This window comes from Microbacterium sp. Z10_103 (genome assembly GCF_058310455.1).
The window spans coordinates 2,492,893-2,513,224 of record NZ_JBZEGK010000001.1 but is presented as its reverse complement, the minus strand read 5'-3'; the positions used below and the strand labels follow the sequence as shown (position 1 = coordinate 2,513,224).

The following is a 20,332-nucleotide window of genomic DNA, read 5'->3' as shown; positions in this document are numbered from 1 at the left end:
GATGAGGACCCCGCCGCCGTTCGACCCCGAGATCGCCGCTGCCCTCCGCGCCCGAACCGATGTCGTCACCACTCTCAATCCGGACGGGATCGCCGGCCTCCGGGCGGGAATCACGCGCCCGACCGACGCGGAGATCACTCTCGGCGGGGCGTTCGACCTCTCGGAGCATGTGGTGCCGTCGTTCGACGGGGCACCAGTGCCGATCGTCCTGCTGCGCCCTCGCGACGCCGAGGCCCCCCTCCCCGTTCTGTATCACGTCCACGGTGGCGGGCTCGTGGTGGGGACGCCGTACGAGGATCTTCCGTCTCTTGCGGCTCTCGCGAGGGAGGTGGGATGCGCCGTCGCCTCGATCGACTACCGGCTCGCGCCGGAGCATCCGTATCCCGTGCCGCTGGAGGACGTCTTCTCGGGGCTGACGTGGCTCGTCGCCGAGGCGACGACCCTCGGGATCGACCCCCGGCGGGTCATCCTCAGCGGGGTGAGCGCGGGCGGCGGTCTGGCCGCGGCGGCGGCACTGCTCGCGCGGGACCGGGGCGGTCCGGTCGTACGCGGGCAGCTCCTCGCGTGCCCGATGCTCGATGACCGGAACGACACGCCATCCGCGCATCAGATGGCGGGTATCGGGGCGTGGGACCGTACGGCGAATGAGACGGGCTGGACCGCCTACCTCGGTGCCGAGCGAGGAGACGTTCCGGCGTACGCGTCGCCGGGCCGAGTGGCGGACCTGTCCGGGCTTCCGCCGATGTTCCTGGACGTCGGATCGGCCGAGACCTTCCGCGATGAGGTCGTCACCTATGCCGCCCGGGTGTGGGAGTGCGGGGGCGAGGCCGAACTGCACGTCTGGCCGGGGGGTGCGCACGGGTTCGACACCCTCGCACCCGACGCGGCCCTCAGCCGAGCGGCCCGTGCCGCGCGTGTGGGGTGGCTGCGGCGGCGCCTGGGCGCGACGACGCCCGCGCCACGGGAGTCGTCGGCTCCCGCGGCGCGGGTCGTGTCCTGAGAGCTGCGCGAGGGCGCCCTTGCCGCGTTCGGGGCTAGGGAGCGACGGCGGCCGGCATGCGCGGGGTGTCGCGTGAGGCGCGCGCTCTCGCGTGGCGCAGTTCTCGTACGGCAACGTTCACGGCGACCGCGGCGGGGACGGCGAGAAGCGCGCCGACGATGCCGTAGAGCGTCCCGCCGATGAGCGTGACCAGCAGCACCATGACCGCGGGGATCGCGACGGAACGCCCGACCACCCGCGGCGCGAGCACATACGCCTCGAAGGCCATGTAGAAGACGTACCAGCCGGCGAGGACGAGCCACGGGACGGGGTCGACGGGCGCGATCAGCGCCTGCGAGCCCACGATGATCAGCGCCCCCAGCGGGATGCCGATGAGGGGGATCAAGGCCGTGATCAGCGCGACGGCGGCGAAGAGGAGCGGAAGCGCCGAGCCGGTCGCGACGAGGAGGATGAGGCTGGTGACACCGCTGATGAGAGCCAGGAGCATCTGCCCGAGGAAGTAGCGGCCCACCGCCGAGCTCACCCGGCTCACCACGCGCACACCCGTGTAGCGATGGCGGCGGGGGAGGAGGGCCACGAACTGACCGCGGAACCAGCGTCCGGACGCGAGGAAGTACACGGTGAGCACGATCACGATCGTCGTCAGGAAGAACCCGTTCCCCAGCGCCAACCCAGCGCCGACGACTCCGCTGGAAACGGTCTGCACCGTCGCGCCCGCGACTGCGTCGAGCATCCCGTCGAGCATCGCCCTGACATCGAAGACCGCGACCGGTACGAACTGCTGCAATTGTGCCGCGACGGAATCCAAGGTGCCGGATGCGACGAATTCGTCGGCGCGCGCGAACAGTTGGGTGGTCTGGTCGACCACGGGCGGAACGATCATCAGCACGACCCCGGCCAGCGCGAGGGCGACCGCCGATGACACCGCGGTGATGGCCAGCGGACGGGGCATCCCCCAGCGCTGAAGTGCCCGTACCAGAGGCGAGAGCCCGATGGCGAAGAACGCCGCCAGGGCGATGCACCACCCCACGGGAGCGAGCGGGCCGATGAGCGTCCATGCGGTGAAGGCGGTGAGCGCGCCAACGGTGAGGACGAAGCCGGCGACGTAGGGGCGGCGCATCATGGCGCCGAACGAGGAGGCGGTCGCGGGGTGGCCCCCTCGGCCGATCACGGGGTGGCCCCCGCGGCCGATCATGCGGTCACCGCCGCTCGCGCCGGAGTGACCGCCCTCATCGACCGCGTCCACCAGTAGACCGCGCGCAGCAGCACCGCCGGCGCCTTGAGGTACCAATGGTGGATCTGATGGCGGGCATAGGTGCGCTCGAACCGGTCGGTGTAGTCGCGGAAGGATGCGGGCGAGGTCTGCAGGCGTCGCGCCGAGACGCTCGCCTGCATGTCGGACGCGTACGCGACCCGGAAGTCCGCGTCGCGCAGGTGTACGGAAAGGTCGATGTCTTCGTGCAGGAGGTCGTCCTGATCCAGGCAGGCATCGTGCTCGATCGCGCGCCAGGCATCCGCCCGTATCGCCATGTTGCTGCCGTAGAGGAAGGGGTACTTCCCGCTCACGCTGCGCAGCGCACGCCGCACCATGTCGTCGGAGAACTCACCGGCTCCGCGGAAGGGTAGGTCGTAGTACCGGACCGGGCCGGTGACGGCCGCTACCGACGGATCGGACATCGCCGCGGCGACGCGCGCGACCCAGTTCGGCTGGAGGATGGTGTCGGCGTCGATGCGGCCCAGGATCTGACCGGTGGCCTGAGCGAACCCGGCGTTGCGCGTGGGGATGAGTCCCTGGACGTTCGACTGCTGCACGACCCGGATCGCCGCGCCGGGATACCTCTGGGCGACGCGCTCTGCCAGGAGGGCGGTGCGGTCGGTGGAGCGGTTGTCGACGACGATGATCTCCGCGGCGGGCACGATCTGCGATACCGCGGCGAGGAGGCACCGCTCGATCGTTGCCTCCTCGTTGTAGGCGGGGATGATGAGCGAGACCGACGGCCGGACAGGCGGGAGCGAGGGGGCGGGATCGCGCGTGGGCGGCGGGGCGGGTCGGCGGGTTTCGAGGACGGAGGACATGCGGGCGTTCCTTTCGGCGGGTGTTGATGCCGTGAGGTTAGAAGCCGCTTGCAGATCCGGGCGTCTCCCCGCTGTAGCGTTCTGCCCCGTACCGCCGTACCGTTCCGGCGCTACTTTTCGCCGGCGCGGGATACCCGTCTCGTATGCCAGGACCGTCTCGGAGTCGGAATCCTTCAACAAGAACCCGCTCGCGCCCGCGCGGAGGGCCTCCCGCGCGATGCGGGCGCGCTCTTCCACCGTCGCGCGACGCGCCTGCTCGAGCTCGACGTCGCGCTGTGCCGACGCGAGTATCTCGCGGACGCGTGTGCGCTGGCCGACCGCGATCGACACGCCCAGCGCAAACAGGGTCACGGACACGCTGATGAGGACATCGGTGCCCCACTCGGACGTCGGGGTCACATCGGTCACGTTCAGCGCGACGACCACGGTCATGGCGAGGAAACTGAGCCACCACGCGGAGACGGAGACGATTCAGTCTTCGCGGACGCCGAGGACCACGAGGAGGGCGACCAGGGGAGCGGCCGAGGGGGCGTGCGGCGCTCCAGGACGCGGAGGAATTGCTTCGCTGCGGGCGCGGCGGCCGGCCTGCTCATGCATTCTCCCTGTGCAGCGCGGACCTGCGCCTCCAGGCTAGGCCCCGATCCACCGCGACGCCGGCGACGAGTGCGATCGTCACCGCGATGGTCGTGGCCAGGAGGGGATCGGGGGTCACGAACGAGCCCACGAGGACCGCGATGACCACGGACACACACGCCCAGGCGGCGGCGCTTGCCAGGCTCAGCACGAGGAATCGCCGGTAGGGGAGGCGCGCCGCGCCCGCTGCCATGTTGATGAGGATGCGGGCGACGGGGACGAAGCGTCCGGTGAGGAGGATGCTCTCCGGCCGGCGGTGGAATTCCCTCCGCACGCCGTCTGCGGCGGCGCCGGATCGTCCGCGCCTCATCCAGGGGAGGGGCGTCAGCCCGACCCGGCGTCCGATGGCGTAGGCGATGTTGTCACCGATCCACGCGCCGGCAGTGGCGGCGGCGACCACGGCGACGATGAACTGCGGGTTCGTGGTCCACGTCACCGCGGCGGCGGTGATGAGCACGACTTCGCTCGGAACCGGTGGGAAGAACCCGTCGATGACGCAGACGGCCAGCAGGACGGGCAGGACCCACGGCGAAGCAGCTGCCGCGACGAGGAATGCGTCCACCGTCGCGAAGAGATCGAGCAGCGATTGCACGACGCTGCCGCTCAGCGCACCGGGGCGGGCAGCCGGGGGTGCGGGCGGCGAGCGCCGGCGCGCCGCGCGACATCGACGCCCCAGCGGACCGTCACGGCCACCGCGGCGATGAGGACGTACATGAGTACGAAGAGGCCGGCGAGCAGGGCGAAGGCGAGGATGCCGAGGAGGGAGAAAACTGTGCCGAAGAAGGAGGTGATGGCGGTCATGATCGTGCCTCTCTGAGGGTGGTGGATGCTGACCCCGCGAGGGACGGGGACGAGTGCCGACGAGCCATCCAGCGCCGATGCGGGAGCTGCTCGGGGAAGTGTTCGGAGAAGGTGTGTGCGGCTCGCGCGAGGCGTCGTCCGTAAGACGCCCAGCTGCCGAGCGGACGGGCGGAGATGCCGACGACGAGGCGCCGGTCGAACCGGACGCGCGCCGAGGCGGGCAGGCGGTAGCTGAGGTCCATGTCGTCGTGCAGCTCGGTGTCGTCGCGGGGGACGGAGGCGCTGATCGAGCGCCACACCTCCGCGCGCACCGCGCAGTTGGATCCGAAGAGCACGGTGTGCCCGAGCATCAGCCGCATGAAGACGAAATAGCCGGAGACGTAGAAGAAGCGCGCGAGAGCGCCTCGTGCACCGCCCAGGTTGTAGAAGGTCGCGGGCCCGGTCACCGCGACTGCGCGGGGGTCCGCCCCGAGTGTCTCCTCGATCCGCGCGAGCCAGGTCGGCGGGAGCACGGAGTCGGCGTCGCAGCGCGCGATGATGTCGCCGGATGCGGCGTCGAACCCGCGCGCGGAGGCGGCGGTGATGCCGGGGCGCGGTTCGGTGACGACGGTGGCGCCGAAGCGTTCGGCGATGGCGCGGCTGTCATCGGTGGATCCGTTGTCCACGACGAGCACCTCGTCGGCCGGGCGGGACTGCTCGGCCAGCGAAGCCAGGCAACGCTCGAGCATCCGGGCATCGTTGCGGACGGGGATGACGACGGATATCGATCTGTGCATGTCGGCAGGTTAGGAACCCGCGGTCCGCTCGCGCGTCGCCCGGGCGTAGCGACTGACCCCCTACCCGAGTACCACGCGATTGTCTTCCCCAGGAGGATTCGCGCGACGGCCGCGCCTGCGACAGTCATCACATGGCCGACACATCCGACATCCGCACCCCCTCTCCTGCACACTCCGCGTCGACCGACTGGGTGACGTGGCGAGACCTCGACGCCACCGAGACCGCCGCGGTTTCCGTCATCGTTCCGGCGGGTGAATGCGACGTCGATCTCGAGGTGCGCCTGCCCGCGGTGGTCAATCAGACCGTGTCGCCGCACGAGATCGTCGTCATCGACTCCTCGCCGGACGGACGCCACTTCGGCGCCGTCACCCGGCTCGAGCAGGCCGAGACGCGCACGACGATCCGGTACGTCCGCTCACCGGCCCTGACCCCGGGGGCCCTCCGCCGGCTCGCGGCGCGACTGGCGGCCGGCAACGTGCGGGCATTCGCATTCGCCGGATCGCTCCTTCCCGCCACGTGGGTGGAGCGGATCGGAGCCGCCGTGCGCGGGATGCGCTCGCCGGCCCTCTCGATGGCGTGACGGTGCTCGTCCACCGTCCGCCACGGCGAAGCCTCCCCTGCCGGGATGCCAGACTGGTGCGATGACCACCCCGACCGACGCCGTCGCGACACCGGCCGCGCCGGCGCGGCGGGGGCGCCCCGGCTACGACCGTGACCGGGTCCTTGAGATCGCGGTGCAGCTGTTCAACGAGCAGGGCTATGACGCCACATCCGTCGCCGATCTCGCGCAGCGGCTCGGGCTGACGAAGTCGGCGCTCTACCACCACTTCACTTCCAAGGAAGAGCTGCTCTCCGTTGCGCTGGACCAGGCGCTGGGCGGCTTGGAGGCCGTGCTCGATGACCCTCGTGCGCAGGAGGGCGCGGCCATCGATCGCCTCCGCCATGTCATCCGCAGCGCGGCGGACGTGCTCGTCGCGCAACTGCCGTCGGTCACGCTGCTGTTGCGGGTGCGCGGCAACAGCCCCGTCGAGCAGAGCGCGCTCGAGCGGCGGCGCCTGTTCGACCAGCGCGTCACCCGCCTCGTGGCCGAGGCTCAGCACGAGGGCGACGTGCGCGCCGACGTGGATGCTGCGGTGGTCGCGCGCCTCATCTTCGGCATGATCAACTCCGTCGTGGAGTGGTACAAGCCGGGAGGACCCGTCGACGGCGACCGCCTCGGCCACGACATCCTCACCGTGGCACTGGATGGACTGAACACCGACGGGCCGGCCCCGCGCCGAGGCTGAACCACTCCGGCGCGGCACCGCCGGAGCGGCACCGCGCCGGAGTCGGCGGACGGTCAGGCGTGGAGGTCGACGCCCTTGGGCTCCTTGATGAGCGAAACCCCGACAAGCGAGATGACCGCGGCGACGGCGATGTACACGCCGATGGTCCACGACATCCCCGTCGCACCGAAGAGCGCCTCGGCGATCATCGGAGCGAAGGCCCCGCCCAGGATCGCGCCCAGCGCGTAGCCGATGGAAACGCCCGAGTAGCGGACGTTCGCGGGGAACATCTCCGAATACAGCGCGGCCTGCGGGCCGTACGACAGGCCCAGGCCGATGGTCATCACGAACAGGGCGACGAAGTACCAGAAGATGTTGGCCGTATCGATGAGGAACCACATCGGCACCGCCCACAACGCGAGGATCAGGTAGCCGATCTGGAACGTGCGTACGCGTCCGAGGCGGTCGGACACGCGTCCGCCCCACAGTGTGAAGGCGAGCCATCCGAAGGAGGCCAGTGTCGTCGCCAGCAGCACCGTGGGGCGATCCATCTCCAGCACGTTCACCGCGTAGGTCGCGAAGAACGCGATGAGCAGGTAGCCGGCGGCGTTGTTGCCGATGAACACGACGGCGGTGAGGGCCACCTGGCGCCAGTTCTTGCGGAAGAGCTCGCGGACGGGCGCTGACGACTCCTTGCGCCGACGCACGAGGTCTTCGAAGACGGGGCTCTCCTCGACCGCGCGGCGGATGACGTAACCGATGAGGATCAGCACGATCGAGAACAGGAACGGGATGCGCCAGCCCCACTCGAGGAATGCTTCGGTCGACATCGTCGAGGTCAGGATCCACAACGTTGCCGTCGCGAGGATCATGCCGATGGGGACGCCGATCTGCGGGAAGGCGCCGAAGTAGCCACGGCGGCCGGCCGGTGCGTGCTCGACCGACATCAGCGCGGCCCCGCCCCACTCGCCGCCGGCGGAAAAGCCCTGCAGGATGCGCAGCAGGATGAGGAGCATCGGCGCGGCGAATCCGGCCACGGCGTACGTGGGGAGTACGCCGATGAGCGACGTCGAAGCACCCATGAGGATGAGGGTCAGCACGAGCATCTTCTTGCGGCCGAGCCGGTCGCCGAGGTAACCGGCGACGACCGCGCCCAGCGGCCGGAAGAGGAAGGAGATGCCGATCGTGGCAAACGACAGCACCTGGGCCAGGCCCGGGTTGGATGCGGCGAGCGGGGCGAGGAACAGCGGGGCGAGCACCAGGCCGGCGGCCTGGGCGTAGATGAAGAAGTCGTACCACTCGATGGAGGTGCCGACGAGGGTCCCGGCGAGAACCTTGCGTTCTTCGCGGGTGACCGCAGCGTGAGGCCTGCGCTCCTGGGTCGATGACGCCATGGTGAACTCCATTGTCCGTTCGGGGGCGAGGTGATCGGTCTCGGGTTTCCTGACCGATCGTTGAGTAAAGGAAACCACAGTGGAGTGCCCCGGCGCTACAACGAGTGCACGGCTTCTTGTCGAGCGCACGCCCTTACTGCGCAATCATCCCGTGCGGTCGGCACGAACCCGTGCACTCGAGGGAGGGGGAGAGGGCGGTGGGGAGGGGGGTCAGTCGGGGTCGACGAGGAGGTTGCTGATCCGCGCGGTCGCGAGGAGGGCGCCGCGGTCGTCTTCGATGCGGATGTCGTAGGTCGCCATGCGCCGGCCGCGATGCAGGGCCGTCGCGGTGCCGGTGATCGTCCCGGCGCGGGCGCCGCGGTGGTGGGTGATGTTGAGGTCGACGCCGACGCACACCCGGCCGAGCGTGCTCGCGTGGATCATCGCCGCCCACGAGCCGATCGCCTCAGCCAGGGCCGCGCTCGCCCCGCCGTGCAGCCGCCCGAGCGACTGGGTGTTACCGGCCACCGGCATCGTCGCGACCACCCGGTCGGGGGACTGCTCGAGCACCTCGATGCCGAGCTTGACGTCCAGGTCGCCGGGGGTGATCTGCCACACTGCGTCGCTCATCGACGTCCTTCCTGGCGCCTCGGCCGTCTTGCCGATGCGAGCCTCCTCTGACACTATTACTGAACGATCGGTCTGCAAAGACGAACGCGAGCCCTGCACTGATGCACGAGAGGATGACGATGTCCGAGGCCTACCTCGTCGGCGGTGTGCGCACCCCCGTCGGCCGTTACGGCGGCGTTCTCGCGTCGGTGCGGCCCGACGACCTCGCCGCGCTCGTCGTGAAAGAGGTGGTGGCTCGCACGGGCGTGCCGGGCGACAGCATCGACGAGGTGTACTTCGGCGCCGCGAACCAGGCCGGGGAAGACAACCGCAACGTCGCCCGCATGGCGGTGCTCCTCGCAGGGCTCCCCGACTCCATCCCGGGGCTCACAGTCAATCGCCTGTGCGCATCGGGGATGTCGGCGATCGCCCTGGCCGCCCAGGCGATCCGTGCCGGCGACGCCGACGTGATCGTCGCCGGGGGCGTGGAGTCGATGACCCGCGCCCCGTGGGTGCAGGCGAAACCCGACCGCGCGTGGGGGAAGCCGGGGGAGGCGTACGACACGTCGATCGGCTGGCGCTTCCCGAACCCGGCGCTCCTGGCGCGCGACAAGGCGACGTACTCCATGCCGGAGACGGCCGAGGAGGTCGCCCGCCTCGACGGGATCAGCCGGGAGGATGCCGACGCCTTCGCCCTGCGCAGCCACGAACGTGCGATCGTTGCGATCGATGCCGGGCGTTTCGCTCCCGAGATCGTGCCAGTTCCCACCCGTCGCGGGTCCGTCGACACCGACGAGGGACCCCGACGCGACACCTCCCTCGAGGTGCTCGCGGCTCTTCGTCCCGTTGTCGACGGGGGCACCGTGGTCACCGCGGGCAACGCCAGCTCGCTCAACGACGGCGCGTCGGCGATCGTGGTGGCGAGTGCCGACGCCGTGGAGCGGTACGGACTGACCCCACGTGCGCGCATCGTGTCCGCGGCATCCGCGGCCCTCGCACCGGAGATCATGGGTCTCGGCCCCGTTCCCGCCACCGAGAAGGCGCTCGCGAAGGCGGGTCTCCGCATCTCCGACCTCGACGCGGTGGAGCTCAACGAAGCCTTCGCGTCGCAATCGCTCGCGTCCATCCGCCGCCTCGGGCTCGATGCCGAGCTCGTCAACGCCGACGGCGGCGCCATCGCGCTCGGCCACCCGCTCGGCTCCAGCGGCTGCCGGCTGGTCGTGACCCTGCTTGGTCGCCTCGAACGCGAGGGGGGACGCCGCGGGCTCGCGACGATGTGCGTCGGGGTCGGCCAGGGTGCCGCGATGATCGTGGAGCGCGTCGATGGCTGAATCCCTCCGCATCGACCGTCGGGATGATCGCGTCGTCGCCACGCTCAACCGCCCCGAGGTCCGCAACGCCATCGATCAGGGCATGATCGACGAGCTGCACGTGCTGTGCGCCGAGCTCGAGGTCGCGCCACGGGTGCTCATCCTCGCCGGCGCCGACGGAGTGTTCGCCTCCGGCGCCGACATCCTCCAGCTGCGCGAGCGCCGCGCCGCCGACGCCCGCGCGGGCATCAATACGACCGCGTTCCGCCGCATCCGCGAGCTGCCGATGCCGGTGATCGCCGCGATCGACGGGTACGCCCTCGGCGGCGGCGCCGAGCTCGCCTACGCCGCCGACATCCGTCTGGGGACGCCGTCGGTGAAGATCGGCAATCCCGAGACCGGACTCGGCATCATCGCCGCCGCCGGCGCGACCTGGCGGCTGCCGCAGATCGTGGGGGAGGCGCGCGCCGCCGAGCTGCTCCTGACCGGACGCATCCTCGACGCCGGCGAGGCCCTCGCGTGGGGACTGCTCAACGCGGTCCATCCGGTCGCGTCCCTGTTGGATGCTGCGCACGCGGTGGCCAATCGCATCGCCGCCAGGGATGCCCTCGCCACCCGGTACACGAAGCGGGCGCTCGCGGCGCCCCCCGAGGCGCATCCCGCCATCGAGCTCGACCTGCAGGCGGAACTCTTCGAGCGGCCCGAAAAGCACGAGCGCATGACGGCGTTCCTCGAACGGAGGAAGAAGTGAGGGAGTCGATCCCCGCACGCGTCGGCGTGCTCGGCGGCGGCCGCATGGGCGCGGGGATCGCGCACGCGTTCGCGCTCGCCGGCTCACGGGTGTGCGTCGTGGAGCGGGACGAGGAGGCGGCGGATGCGGCGTCGCAGCGCATCCGCGAAACCCTCGCCCGTTCGGTGAAGCGCGAAGCCACGACGCGGGCACTCCCCGAATTGGAGGCAGCGGTCTCGACCGGGACCGACATCGCCGTCTTCGCCGAGGCCGGCCTCGTGGTCGAAGCGGTCCCCGAGGACCGCGGACTCAAGCTCGACGCGCTGCGCCGGGCCGAAAGCGTCCTGCCCGGCGAAGCGGTGCTGGCGTCCAACACGTCGTCGATCTCCATCGACGACCTCGCCGCGTCCCTCGACCGCCCTGCCCGGTTCCTCGGCCTGCACTTCTTCAACCCGGTGCCCGCCTCGACGCTGGTGGAGGTCGTCCTCGGATCCGCCACCGATCCGGCGGTCGGCGCCGCTGCGCGGGCGTGGGTCGACGCCCTCGGGAAACGCGCCGTGGTCGTGCGGGATTCGCCGGGCTTCGCATCGAGCCGCCTCGGCGTCGCGATCGCGTTGGAGGCGATCCGGATGCTGGAGCAGGGCGTCGCCTCGGCCGAAGACATCGACGCCGCGATGGAGCTGGGCTACCGGCATCCCGTCGGCCCCTTGCGGACGACCGACCTCGTGGGCCTCGACGTGCGCCTGGGGATCGCCGAAGAGCTCGCCGGCACGCTCGGCGACCGGTTCGCGCCGCCGCAGTTGCTGCGCGACATGGTCGCCGACGGACATCTGGGCCGGAAGTCCGGCCGTGGTTTCTACGAATGGAGTGAGGAATGACCGACATCCTGCCCAGCTACCTGCGCGATGCGTGGTGGACGCCGGAAGATCCCCGCCGTGCGACGGCCGTTCACGACGCGTCGACGGGGGAGGAGGTCGCGCGGGTGAGTACGGCCGGGGCCGACCTCGGCGGTGCGCTGGACTACGCGCGCAGCGTGGGGCAGCGCAGCCTCGGTGCTCTCACGTTCCACCAGCGCGCGATGCTGCTGAAGCAGTTCGCCCTGGCGCTCACCGAGCGCAAGCAGGAGCTGTACGAGCTCTCCAAGCGCAGCGGCTCCACCGTGCGCGACTCGCTCAGCGACATCGACGGTGGCATCGGCGTGCTCTTCACCTACTCGTCGAAGGCTCGCCGCGAGCTTCCCAACGCGAAGGTGTACCTCGACGGACCGGTGGAGTCCCTGTCGAAGGACGGCTCCTTCCTCGGGCGGCACGTGTACACGCGACTGCCCGGCGTGGCCGTGCAGATCAACGCCTTCAACTTCCCCACGTGGGGTGCGCTGGAGAAGTTCGCCCCCGCCTTCCTCGCGGGCGTGCCGTCCTTCATCAAGCCCGCGACGCCGACGGCGTACGTCGCCGAGGCGTGGGTGCGCATCCTCGTCGATTCGGGCTTGTTGCCCGACGGGTCGCTGCAGCTGATCAGCGGCAGTGTGCCCGACCTCTTGGACTCCCTTTCCCTCGGCGATCTCGTCGGTTTCACCGGCAGCGCCTCGACGGCGGATCGCCTCCGCGGGCACGAGAGCATCCAGTCGGGCCGCGTGCGGTTCACCCGGGAGACCGACTCGATCAACGCCTCGGTGCTCGGGCCGGACGCGACGGTCGGAACTGCGGAGTTCGACGCGTACGTCAAGCAGCTCCTCGTCGAACTGACCACGAAGGCCGGGCAGAAGTGCACCGCCATCCGCCGCGCCATCGTGCCGGCGGATGCGGTGACCGACGTGGTGGCGGCGCTCCAGGCGAAGATCGAGGAGCGCGTCGTGATCGGCGACCCGCACGCCGAGAACGTGACGATGGGCCCCGTCGTCTCCCGCGCGCAGCGCGACGAGGTGCTGCGGCAGGTGGAGCTCCTGCGGAACGCGGGTGGCGAGCTCCTCCTCGGGTCCACCCAGGCGCCGCAGGTCGTGCGCGCCGACGGGAGCGTCGGCGCAGCCGAAGACGGTGCGTTCCTCTCCCCGATGGTGCTGGGCTTCGCGGATGCGACGACCCCCGCTGCGCACGACATCGAGGCGTTCGGGCCCGTCGCCTCGGTGCTGGCCTACCGCACGGTGGCCGAGGCGGCCGACCTCGTCGCCCTCGGTGGCGGCTCGCTCGTGACGAGCGTGGCGACGTCCGACGACGACGTCGCCCTGGAACTGCTCACCCGGATCGGCGCGTACAACGGCCGCGTGCTGTTCCTCAGCCGCGAGAACGTGCGCACCTCGACCGGGCACGGGTCACCGGTTCCGCACCTCGTCCACGGCGGCCCCGGCCGCGCGGGCGGTGGCGAGGAGCTCGGCGGCATCCGTGCGGTGCTGCACCACATGCAGCGCACTGCCGTGCAGGGCTCGCCGGAGATCCTCACCGCGCTCACCGGCGTCTGGCACGAGGGCGCGGCGGCGGTCTCCGGCGGTCGGCACCCCTTCCGCAAATCCCTGGCCGAGCTGCGCATCGGCGACCAGATCGCCTCCGCATCCCGGACCGTGACGCTGGATGACATCGAGACCTTCGCGCAGTTCACCGGCGACACCTTCTACGCGCACATGGACGAGGTGTCTGCCGCGGCAAACCCGTTCTTTCCGGGCCGCGTGGCGCACGGGTACCTGCTCGTGTCATGGGCGGCCGGCCTGTTCGTCGACCCGGAGCCGGGCCCCGTGCTGGCGAACTACGGGCTGGAGAACCTCCGGTTCGTGACTCCGGTCTCACCGGGAGACGAGATCCGCGTCATCCTCACCGCCAAGCAGATCACCCCGCGCGAAACCGATGAGTACGGCGAGGTGCGCTGGGACGCGGTCATCCGGAACCAGCGCGACGAGCTCGTCGCGTCGTACGACGTCCTGACCCTCGTCGCCAAGGACGATCGCGCGGCGGCGGTCGGCGCTCCGCCGGAGGCGGTGACGGTGGCATGACCGACACCACGCAGCGCCCCATGATGCAGAACGACCGTGCTTCGGCAGCGCTCGGGTTGGTCGTTCATCGCGACGAACCCGGTTACGCCGTGGTGTCGATGCTGGTCCGCGACGACATGCTCAACGGCTTCGCCATCACGCACGGTGGGTTGGTCTTCGCGCTCGCCGACACGGCCTTCGCGATCGCCTGCAACGAAGACGAGCGGGTCACCGTGGCCGCCGGCGCCGACATCACCTTCTTGAAGTCCACGGTCGTCGGCCAGACGCTCACGGCGACCGCCGTGCGGCGCGTCGTGAGCGGCCGCACCGGCATCTACGACGTGTCGGTCACCGATGAGACCGGCGAACCGGTCGCGGCGTTCCGCGGCCGGTCGCTCACCACCAATCGCCCCGCCTGATCCCCATCCTTCCCAGGGAGCCCCCCATGTCGAAGATGACAACCGCCACCCGAACCGCCGCGCCGGTCCGAGAAAACGCCGTCGATGCGCTGACACGTCCCGAGCTGGAAGCGCTGCAGCTGGAGCGCCTGCAGTGGAGCGTTCGGCACGCCTACGAGAACGTGCCGCTGTACCGTCGGAAGTTCGCCGAGGCGGGCGTCACCCCCGACGACATCCGCTCCCTTGCCGACATCCGCCTGCTGCCGTTCACGACGAAGGCCGACCTCCGCGAGACCTACCCGTTCGGCATGTTCGCCGTGCCCATGGCCGAGGTGCGCCGCATCCACGCCTCGTCGGGCACGACGGGCCGCCCCACCGTCGTGGGCTACACCGCCGGCGACCTCGACCGCTGGGCGGAGCTGATCGCCCGGTCGCTGCGGGCGGCGGGCATCACGGCGGGGATGAAGGTGCACAACGCCTACGGCTATGGGCTGTTCACCGGCGGGCTCGGCGCACACGGCGGCATCGAGAAGCTCGGCGCCACCGTCATCCCGATGTCGGGAGGCCAGACCGCGCGCCAGGTGCAGTTGATCCGCGACTTCGAGCCCGACGCCATCCTGTGCACGCCCAGCTACCTGCTGACGATCGCCGACGCGATGCAGGAGGCCGGCATCGATCCGACCACGACGTCGCTGCGGGTCGCGGTGCTGGGCGCCGAGCCGTGGACGAACGAGATGCGGGCGGAGATCGAGCGGCGCCTGCACATCGATGCCGTCGACATCTACGGGCTCAGTGAGGTGATGGGCCCGGGCGTCGCGAGTGAGAGCGTGCTGACCAAGGACGGGCCGCACGTGTGGGAAGACCACTTCCTCCCCGAGACGATCGACGGCGAGACCGGCGAACCCGTGCTCGACGGCGAGCTGGGTGAACTCGTCTTCACCTCGCTCACCAAGGAGGCCTTCCCGGTCATCCGCTACCGCACGCGCGATCTCACCCGTCTCCTCCCCGGCACCGCATACCCCGCGATGCGGCGGATCGAGAAGATCACCGGACGCAACGACGACATGATCATCCTGCGCGGGGTGAACCTCTTCCCGACGCAGATCGAAGAACTCGTCATGGGCATCGAGACGCTCACGCCGCACTTCATCCTCGAGCTCAGCAGGCAGGGACGCATGGACTGCATGACCGTGCGGATCGAGCGGCATCCCGACCTCGATCGCGCGACATGCGAGGCCGCAGCAGCCGTGCTCCAGCAGCGCATCAAGGTCCACATCGGCACCTCCGTGGACGTGCAGGTGGAAGAACCCGGCACCCTGCCACGCAGCGAGGGCAAGTACAAGCGCGTCTACGATCACCGCTGACGCGGCCGGTTGCCCGGGCCGCGGCCGGCGGCTAGACTAACTGAACGATCGTTCTGTAAAGGAGTCGACGATGACCACAGCAACTGACGCCGCCGTCCTGCCCGACGAAGAGGCCGAAGCGCAGGCGGCGTTCGACGAGATCATCGCCGCCGACGCTCGGATCGAACCGCGTGACTGGATGCCGGAGGCCTATCGCAAGACCCTCATCCGGCAGATCTCCCAGCACGCGCACTCCGAGATCATCGGGATGCAGCCGGAGGGCAACTGGATCACCCGCGCGCCGAGCCTGAAGCGCAAGGCGATCCTCCTGGCGAAGGTGCAGGATGAGGCGGGCCACGGCCTGTACCTCTACTCCGCGGCCCAGACCCTCGGCGCCACGCGCGACGAGATGACGCGGCAACTCATCGAGGGCAGGGCCAAGTACTCGTCGATCTTCAACTACCCCACCCCTACGTGGGCAGACATGGGAGCGATCGGCTGGCTCGTCGACGGTGCCGCGATCTGCAACCAGGTGCCGCTGTGCCGGGCCTCCTACGGACCGTACGGGCGGGCCATGGTGCGCATCTGCAAGGAGGAGTCCTTCCACCAGCGGCAGGGCTTCGAGATCCTCCTCACCCTCATGCAGGGCACCGAAGCGCAGCGGGACATGGCCCAGGATGCGGTGAACCGCTGGTACTGGCCGAGTCTCATGATGTTCGGCCCGCCCGATGACGAGTCCCCGAACTCCGCCCGGTCGATGGCGTGGAAGATCAAGCGCTTCTCCAACGACGACCTCCGCCAGCGCTTCATCGGGATGCTGGTACCCCAGGCCGAGGTCCTCGGCGTCACGCTCCCCGACCCCGAGCTTCGGTGGGACGAGGAGAACGCGCGCTGGCACACGAGCGAGATCGACTGGACCGAGTTCCACGAGATCCTCGCCGGGCGCGGGCCGATGAACGCGGTGCGCCTGCAGCACCGTCGCGACGCGCATGAGGACGGCGCATGGGTGCGTGAGGCTGCTGCCGAGTACGCCCGCAAACAGGCCGAGCGGTTCGACCGGTCGCTGAGCGAGCGCAGCGAGACGAAGCGTGGGGCCGCATGATGACCGCTCCCGGAGCATCCCCGGCCGAGCAGTGGCCCCTGTGGGAGGTCTTCATCCGCGCCAAGCGTGGCCTCAGCCACGTCCACGCCGGTTCGCTGCACGCTCCCGACGCCGACCTGGCCGTGCGCAACGCGCGCGACCTCTACACGCGCCGCAACGAGGGCGTGTCGATCTGGGTCGTGCCGGCCGAGGCGATCACGACGAGCGACCCCGACGCGAAGGGCGCGTTCTTCGAAAGCCCCGCGGGCAAGAACTATCGGCACGCGTCGTACTACACCGCATCCGAGGGGGTGCCGCACCTATGACCGGACACGACCTCGACTTCCCCGTGCACGGTGACGTCACCGTCGACGACATCGAGCTGAGCGCAGAGCTCGCCGGCGAAGGCGGCCGCGCCGGTTCGGCGGACGTCGCCGAGTACGCCCTGTGGCTCGGCGACGACGCGCTGGTGCTGTCCCAGCAGCTCAGCGGGTGGGTCGCCCGCGCCCCCGAGTTGGAGGAGGACGTCGCGTTGGCGAACATCGCCCTCGATCTCCTCGGGCACGCGCGTTCGCTCCTGCGGTACGCCGGTACCGTCGACGGTCGCACCGAAGACGATCTGGCCTACTGGCGGAACGAGTCGGAGTTCCGCAGCTCCTGGCTGGTCGAGCAGCCCAACGGCGATTTCGCCCGAACGATCGCGCGCCAGCTGGTGGCATCCACCTACATGTTCGAGCTCTACGGCGCGCTGTCCTCCTCCACCGATGCGACGCTGGCCGCCGTCGCGGGCAAGGCCGTGAAAGAGGTCGACTACCACCGGGATCACGCCGTGCAGTGGACGCTGCGCCTGGCCGGCGGCACGGCCGAGTCCCGTCGGCGGATGATGACGGCGCTCACCGACATCTGGCCCTACGTCGATGAGCTCTTCCGCGACGAAGACCTCATCGACCGCCTGGAGGGCGTCGCCGTGCGCCCCTCGCGCCTCCGTCCCGCCTTCGACCGCGTGATCGATGCGGTGTTCACCGAAGCCGAGCTCGAGGTCCCCGAGGTCTCGCCGGCGATGGCGCGGGGACGCAGCGGCGGGCACTTCTCCACCCTGGGCTTTCTGCTCGCCGAGATGCAGGTGCTCGCTCGTCAGCATCCGGGGGCGACATGGTGATGCTTCGACAAGCTCAGCAACCGGAGGGACGAGTTCAGCAACCGGTGAAGAGTCACGCATGGGACATCGCCGCCCGGGTTCTCGACCCCGAGGTGCCGGTGCTGACCATCGAAGACCTGGGCATCCTCCGCGACGTCCGTGAAGAGGGGGAGCGGGTCGTGGTGACCATCACGCCCACCTACTCGGGATGCCCCGCGATGGACACGATCCGCGACGACCTCACGCTCGCCTTCTCCGCGGAAGGGTACGCCCAGGTCGACGTGAAGCTCGTGCTCGCCCCGGCGTGGACCACCGACTGGATGAGCGACGAGGGGAAGCGAAAGCTGACCGAGTATGGGATCGCCCCGCCGAGCGGCCGCGCCGCAGCCGCCGGACCCGTGCGCATCCAGCTCGGGGTGAAGTGCCCGCGGTGCGGGTCGCTGAACACCCGTGAGGTCACACGCTTCGGTTCGACCTCGTGCAAGGCGCTGTACGAGTGCCGCGCGTGCCTCGAACCGTTCGATTTCTTCAAGGTGCACTGATGAGCGACGCGACCACGCAGACGCGCGCCGAGTCGCTCGCCGACGCACTGCTGGCCAGCGCGGTGGGCGGGCCGGCCGCATCCGAACGCCGACGTGCCCGTTTCCATCCGTTGCAGGTGGCCGAGGTGCGCCCGCTCACGGCGGACTCCATCGAGGTCACCTTCACCGTGCCGGAGAACCTCGTCGCCGAGTACCAGTACCTGCCGGGGCAGTACGTCGCCCTACGCGCGCACCTCGACGGGCAGGAGGTGCGCCGCTCCTATTCGCTGTGCCGCCCGCCCACGGCGGGTTCGGTCAGCGTCGCGATCAAACGCAACAGCGGCGGCTGGTTCTCGGCGTGGGCGCAGACCGAGCTCACAGCCGGCGACGAGATCGATGTCATGAGCCCGCAGGGCACCTTCACCACGACACTGGCCGATTTCGCCGGGTCACACGTCGCTGCGATCGCCGCGGGCTCCGGAATCACCCCGCTGATGGCCCTGGCCGCGACGGTGCTCGCCCGCTCGGACACGTCGCGCTTCACGCTGGTCTACACGAACCGTTCCACGCTGGATGTCATGTTCCTCGAGGAACTCGCCGATCTGAAAGACCGCTACCCCACGCGCCTCGCGCTGCACCACGTGCTCTCCCGCGAGCAGCGCGCGGCTCCTGTGCTGTCGGGTCGTCTCGACGAGGAGAAGCTCCGCCGCATCCTGGGCGGCCTCGTGCCACCGGCGACCGTCGACGAGTGGTTCCTGTGCGGACCGTTCGAGCTCGTGCAGTTGTGCCGCGACACCCTGGACGACATCGGGGTCGACCGCTCGCACATCCGTTTCGAGTTGTTCACGACCGGCGAGGACGACGCTCCGGCCGGGCCTCGCCGGCCTGTGGTCGTGCGCGAGGACGAGCCGGTGCACACGATCGAATTCACCCTCGACGGGCAGTCCGCGAGCGTGGATTCGCCGGTCAGCGCGCGGGAGTCGATCCTCGATGCGGCGCTGCGCGTGCGACCCGACGTACCGTTCGCGTGCGCGGGCGGAGTGTGCGGAACGTGCCGCGCGCGGGTGCTCACCGGATCGGTCACGATGACGGAGAACTACGCGCTGGAGCCGGATGAGATCGAGCGGGGCTACGTGCTGACCTGCCAGTCGCACCCCACTTCCGACCGGGTCGCGGTCGACTACGACAACTGAGGCGGACATGATCGAATCGCGTATCGACGACGGCGTCGCTCATGTGGTGCTGAACAATCCGAGCAAGCTCAACGCCCTCGATGAGCAGGCGCTGCGAGACCTCGATGCCGCGTACGCCGACGCCGAGGCCGCCGGGGTCCGTGCGCTGGTCCTGCGGGGAGAGGGCCGCGCCTTCTGCGCAGGACGCGACATCTCCGGGGTCGATCCGGCCACCGACGACGTCAGCGGGTACCTCGAGGGTCTCCTGACGCCGTTGCTCACGCGGATCGCCGCCTTCCCCGCGCCGACGTTCGCCGCGGCATCCGGGGCGTGCCTGGGGGTCGGGCTCGGACTGCTCATCGCCACCGATGTCGTCTACATCGCCGACACGGCGAAGGTCGGTTCGCCGTTCGCTGCGCTGGGGGCGACCCTCGACTCCGGAGGTCACGCGCTGTTCTACGAACGGCTCGGGGCTCATCGCACGTTCGATCTCATTTACTCCGGGCGCCTCCTCTCCGGCGAGGAGGCGGTGCGGCTCGGTCTGTTCTCCCGCAGCCTTCCGGGTGAGGAGCTGCTCGACGTCACGGTCTCCGCGGCGCAGGCCGCCGCATCCGGGCCCACGGCCGCCTTCGTGGCCAGCAAGCGGATCATCGCCGGGCTCCGCGACGAGCGGATGGGGCTGTGGGATGCGGTCGCCGCGGAGAACTCCGCCCAGGCCGCGCTGCGCGACACCGCCGACTACCGCGAGGGCTTCGCCGCGTTCAGTGAGAAGCGCCGCCCGGAGTTCCGCGGCGCCTGAGCCGTCGCGTCTCCCGCGGCGCGGGGGAGTCGGGGGTGGCGGGGTGGAGGTACGGCGGGGTGGCGGGGTGGCGCTCGCCCCGAGCCGCGGCGAGCCGTTCGGGAGGAGAAGTGCACTGCGGAGGGCGGATGGTGCGGATTCGGTCCTCCCGAAGCGCCATCTCCTCCCGAACGGCCCGGCCGGTGGGTGGCTCCCGCGGGAGTAGCGAGCGTTTCGGGAGGAGATGTGCACTGCGGAGGGCGGATGAGGCGGATTCGGTCCTCCCGAAGCGCCATCTCCTCCCGAACGGCCCGGCCGGTGGGTGGCTCCCGCAGGAGTAGCGGGCTGTTCGGGAGGAGATGTGCACT

Annotated in this window: 22 protein-coding genes; 15 read left to right on the top strand and 7 right to left on the bottom strand. The window is 70.2% G+C overall.

Features of this window, described 5'->3' with window-relative positions:
• Position 1 precedes the first annotated feature (1 nt).
• The gene (locus AC4FS2_RS12230) at positions 2-1,000 is read left to right on the top strand and encodes an alpha/beta hydrolase (RefSeq protein ID WP_491177300.1); all 999 of its coding nucleotides are present in this window, start codon (positions 2-4) and stop codon (positions 998-1,000) included.
• A gap of 34 nt (positions 1,001-1,034) precedes the next feature.
• Here the strand turns inward: AC4FS2_RS12230 and AC4FS2_RS12225 are convergent, their stop codons facing one another.
• The 5 genes from AC4FS2_RS12225 to AC4FS2_RS12205 form a co-directional block, all read right to left on the bottom strand.
• Positions 1,035-2,246 (bottom strand): AI-2E family transporter, encoded by a 1,212-nt coding sequence (locus AC4FS2_RS12225; RefSeq protein ID WP_491177298.1) that lies wholly within the window; start codon positions 2,244-2,246, stop codon positions 1,035-1,037.
• The gene (locus tag AC4FS2_RS12220; RefSeq protein ID WP_491177294.1) at positions 2,192-3,508 is read right to left on the bottom strand and encodes a glycosyltransferase family 2 protein; all 1,317 of its coding nucleotides are present in this window, start codon (positions 3,506-3,508) and stop codon (positions 2,192-2,194) included. The genes AC4FS2_RS12225 and AC4FS2_RS12220 overlap by 55 nt, the downstream gene beginning before the upstream one ends.
• Positions 3,509-3,665: 157 nt before the next feature.
• A complete protein-coding gene (locus AC4FS2_RS12215; RefSeq protein ID WP_491177292.1) occupies positions 3,666-4,301 on the bottom strand; it encodes a DedA family protein in 636 nt (211 codons plus the stop codon).
• Positions 4,302-4,312: 11 nt separating this feature from the next.
• Positions 4,313-4,510 (bottom strand): hypothetical protein, encoded by a 198-nt coding sequence (locus AC4FS2_RS12210; protein ID WP_491177289.1) that lies wholly within the window; start codon positions 4,508-4,510, stop codon positions 4,313-4,315.
• Complete coding sequence (locus AC4FS2_RS12205) at positions 4,507-5,286, bottom strand: glycosyltransferase family A protein (RefSeq protein ID WP_491177287.1); 780 nt, start codon at positions 5,284-5,286, stop codon at positions 4,507-4,509. Before AC4FS2_RS12205 ends, AC4FS2_RS12210 begins: the two co-directional genes overlap by 4 nt.
• 131 nt (positions 5,287-5,417) lie before the next feature.
• Here AC4FS2_RS12205 and AC4FS2_RS12200 point away from each other — a divergent pair, with 131 nt between their 5' ends.
• Together AC4FS2_RS12200 and AC4FS2_RS12195 are read left to right on the top strand one after the other, a co-directional pair.
• Positions 5,418-5,867, top strand: coding sequence for a hypothetical protein (locus AC4FS2_RS12200; RefSeq protein ID WP_491177286.1), 450 nt, complete (start codon positions 5,418-5,420; stop codon positions 5,865-5,867).
• Between the two features lie 61 nt (positions 5,868-5,928).
• Positions 5,929-6,573 carry a TetR/AcrR family transcriptional regulator gene (locus AC4FS2_RS12195; protein WP_491177283.1) on the top strand — a complete coding sequence of 215 codons (645 nt, stop codon included), beginning with the start codon at positions 5,929-5,931 and terminating at the stop codon, positions 6,571-6,573.
• Between the two features lie 53 nt (positions 6,574-6,626).
• On the opposite strand, the gene AC4FS2_RS12190 is transcribed toward AC4FS2_RS12195, so the two are convergent.
• Together AC4FS2_RS12190 and AC4FS2_RS12185 are read right to left on the bottom strand one after the other, a co-directional pair.
• Entirely contained in the window at positions 6,627-7,946 is a 1,320-nt protein-coding gene (locus tag AC4FS2_RS12190; RefSeq protein ID WP_491177281.1) for an MFS transporter, read from the bottom strand.
• Between the two features lie 210 nt (positions 7,947-8,156).
• Entirely contained in the window at positions 8,157-8,555 is a 399-nt protein-coding gene (locus AC4FS2_RS12185) for a PaaI family thioesterase (protein WP_491177278.1), read from the bottom strand.
• Positions 8,556-8,674: 119 nt separating this feature from the next.
• Here AC4FS2_RS12185 and AC4FS2_RS12180 point away from each other — a divergent pair, with 119 nt between their 5' ends.
• The 12 genes from AC4FS2_RS12180 (at position 8,675) to AC4FS2_RS12125 (ending at position 19,985) form a co-directional block, all read left to right on the top strand.
• Positions 8,675-9,865, top strand: a complete 1,191-nt coding sequence (locus tag AC4FS2_RS12180; protein WP_491156593.1) for a thiolase family protein — start codon at positions 8,675-8,677, stop codon at positions 9,863-9,865.
• Positions 9,858-10,595 (top strand): enoyl-CoA hydratase/isomerase family protein, encoded by a 738-nt coding sequence (locus AC4FS2_RS12175; protein WP_491156594.1) that lies wholly within the window; start codon positions 9,858-9,860, stop codon positions 10,593-10,595. The genes AC4FS2_RS12180 and AC4FS2_RS12175 overlap by 8 nt, the downstream gene beginning before the upstream one ends.
• A 44-nt stretch (positions 10,596-10,639) precedes the next feature.
• The gene (locus tag AC4FS2_RS12170) at positions 10,640-11,452 is read left to right on the top strand and encodes a 3-hydroxyacyl-CoA dehydrogenase family protein (RefSeq protein ID WP_491156780.1); all 813 of its coding nucleotides are present in this window, start codon (positions 10,640-10,642) and stop codon (positions 11,450-11,452) included.
• Complete coding sequence (gene paaZ / locus AC4FS2_RS12165) at positions 11,449-13,554, top strand: phenylacetic acid degradation bifunctional protein PaaZ (RefSeq protein ID WP_491177276.1); 2,106 nt, start codon at positions 11,449-11,451, stop codon at positions 13,552-13,554. The genes AC4FS2_RS12170 and paaZ overlap by 4 nt, the downstream gene beginning before the upstream one ends.
• The gene (gene paaI, locus AC4FS2_RS12160) at positions 13,551-13,952 is read left to right on the top strand and encodes a hydroxyphenylacetyl-CoA thioesterase PaaI (protein WP_491156596.1); all 402 of its coding nucleotides are present in this window, start codon (positions 13,551-13,553) and stop codon (positions 13,950-13,952) included. The genes paaZ and paaI overlap by 4 nt, the downstream gene beginning before the upstream one ends.
• Positions 13,953-13,978: 26 nt before the next feature.
• Complete coding sequence (gene paaK / locus AC4FS2_RS12155; protein WP_491177273.1) at positions 13,979-15,295, top strand: phenylacetate--CoA ligase PaaK; 1,317 nt, start codon at positions 13,979-13,981, stop codon at positions 15,293-15,295.
• A 70-nt stretch (positions 15,296-15,365) separates the two neighbouring features.
• The gene (gene paaA / locus AC4FS2_RS12150) at positions 15,366-16,376 is read left to right on the top strand and encodes a 1,2-phenylacetyl-CoA epoxidase subunit PaaA (protein WP_491177271.1); all 1,011 of its coding nucleotides are present in this window, start codon (positions 15,366-15,368) and stop codon (positions 16,374-16,376) included.
• Positions 16,376-16,681 carry a 1,2-phenylacetyl-CoA epoxidase subunit PaaB gene (paaB, locus tag AC4FS2_RS12145; RefSeq protein WP_491156781.1) on the top strand — a complete coding sequence of 102 codons (306 nt, stop codon included), beginning with the start codon at positions 16,376-16,378 and terminating at the stop codon, positions 16,679-16,681. The genes paaA and paaB overlap by 1 nt, the downstream gene beginning before the upstream one ends.
• Positions 16,678-17,514, top strand: a complete 837-nt coding sequence (gene paaC, locus AC4FS2_RS12140; protein ID WP_491177267.1) for a 1,2-phenylacetyl-CoA epoxidase subunit PaaC — start codon at positions 16,678-16,680, stop codon at positions 17,512-17,514. Before paaB ends, paaC begins: the two co-directional genes overlap by 4 nt.
• Positions 17,514-18,035: a 1,2-phenylacetyl-CoA epoxidase subunit PaaD gene (gene paaD / locus AC4FS2_RS12135; protein ID WP_491177821.1), complete on the top strand. Its 522-nt coding sequence runs from the start codon at positions 17,514-17,516 to the stop codon at positions 18,033-18,035. Before paaC ends, paaD begins: the two co-directional genes overlap by 1 nt.
• Complete coding sequence (paaE, locus tag AC4FS2_RS12130; protein WP_491177263.1) at positions 18,035-19,207, top strand: 1,2-phenylacetyl-CoA epoxidase subunit PaaE; 1,173 nt, start codon at positions 18,035-18,037, stop codon at positions 19,205-19,207. Before paaD ends, paaE begins: the two co-directional genes overlap by 1 nt.
• Before the next feature lie 7 nt (positions 19,208-19,214).
• Complete coding sequence (locus AC4FS2_RS12125) at positions 19,215-19,985, top strand: enoyl-CoA hydratase/isomerase family protein (protein ID WP_491156602.1); 771 nt, start codon at positions 19,215-19,217, stop codon at positions 19,983-19,985.
• Positions 19,986-20,332: the final 347 nt, after the last annotated feature.

Excerpts from the sequence above, each read along its gene's own strand:
- AC4FS2_RS12230 (WP_491177300.1), top strand. The coding sequence starts at position 2 with ATGAGGACCCCGCCGCCGTTCGACCCCGAGATCGCCGCTGCCCTCCGC.
- AC4FS2_RS12220 (WP_491177294.1), bottom strand. The coding sequence starts at position 3,508 with ATGACCGTGGTCGTCGCGCTGAACGTGACCGATGTGACCCCGACGTCC.
- AC4FS2_RS12210 (WP_491177289.1), bottom strand. The coding sequence starts at position 4,510 with ATGACCGCCATCACCTCCTTCTTCGGCACAGTTTTCTCCCTCCTCGGC.
- AC4FS2_RS12205 (WP_491177287.1), bottom strand. The coding sequence starts at position 5,286 with ATGCACAGATCGATATCCGTCGTCATCCCCGTCCGCAACGATGCCCGG.
- AC4FS2_RS12200 (WP_491177286.1), top strand. The coding sequence starts at position 5,418 with ATGGCCGACACATCCGACATCCGCACCCCCTCTCCTGCACACTCCGCG.
- AC4FS2_RS12195 (WP_491177283.1), top strand. The coding sequence starts at position 5,929 with ATGACCACCCCGACCGACGCCGTCGCGACACCGGCCGCGCCGGCGCGG.
- AC4FS2_RS12190 (WP_491177281.1), bottom strand. The coding sequence starts at position 7,946 with ATGGCGTCATCGACCCAGGAGCGCAGGCCTCACGCTGCGGTCACCCGC.
- AC4FS2_RS12185 (WP_491177278.1), bottom strand. The coding sequence starts at position 8,555 with ATGAGCGACGCAGTGTGGCAGATCACCCCCGGCGACCTGGACGTCAAG.
- AC4FS2_RS12180 (WP_491156593.1), top strand. The coding sequence starts at position 8,675 with ATGTCCGAGGCCTACCTCGTCGGCGGTGTGCGCACCCCCGTCGGCCGT.
- AC4FS2_RS12175 (WP_491156594.1), top strand. The coding sequence starts at position 9,858 with ATGGCTGAATCCCTCCGCATCGACCGTCGGGATGATCGCGTCGTCGCC.
- AC4FS2_RS12170 (WP_491156780.1), top strand. The coding sequence starts at position 10,640 with ATGGGCGCGGGGATCGCGCACGCGTTCGCGCTCGCCGGCTCACGGGTG.
- paaZ (WP_491177276.1), top strand. The coding sequence starts at position 11,449 with ATGACCGACATCCTGCCCAGCTACCTGCGCGATGCGTGGTGGACGCCG.
- paaI (WP_491156596.1), top strand. The coding sequence starts at position 13,551 with ATGACCGACACCACGCAGCGCCCCATGATGCAGAACGACCGTGCTTCG.
- paaK (WP_491177273.1), top strand. The coding sequence starts at position 13,979 with ATGTCGAAGATGACAACCGCCACCCGAACCGCCGCGCCGGTCCGAGAA.
- paaA (WP_491177271.1), top strand. The coding sequence starts at position 15,366 with ATGACCACAGCAACTGACGCCGCCGTCCTGCCCGACGAAGAGGCCGAA.
- paaB (WP_491156781.1), top strand. The coding sequence starts at position 16,376 with ATGACCGCTCCCGGAGCATCCCCGGCCGAGCAGTGGCCCCTGTGGGAG.
- paaC (WP_491177267.1), top strand. The coding sequence starts at position 16,678 with ATGACCGGACACGACCTCGACTTCCCCGTGCACGGTGACGTCACCGTC.
- paaD (WP_491177821.1), top strand. The coding sequence starts at position 17,514 with ATGCTTCGACAAGCTCAGCAACCGGAGGGACGAGTTCAGCAACCGGTG.
- paaE (WP_491177263.1), top strand. The coding sequence starts at position 18,035 with ATGAGCGACGCGACCACGCAGACGCGCGCCGAGTCGCTCGCCGACGCA.
- AC4FS2_RS12125 (WP_491156602.1), top strand. The coding sequence starts at position 19,215 with ATGATCGAATCGCGTATCGACGACGGCGTCGCTCATGTGGTGCTGAAC.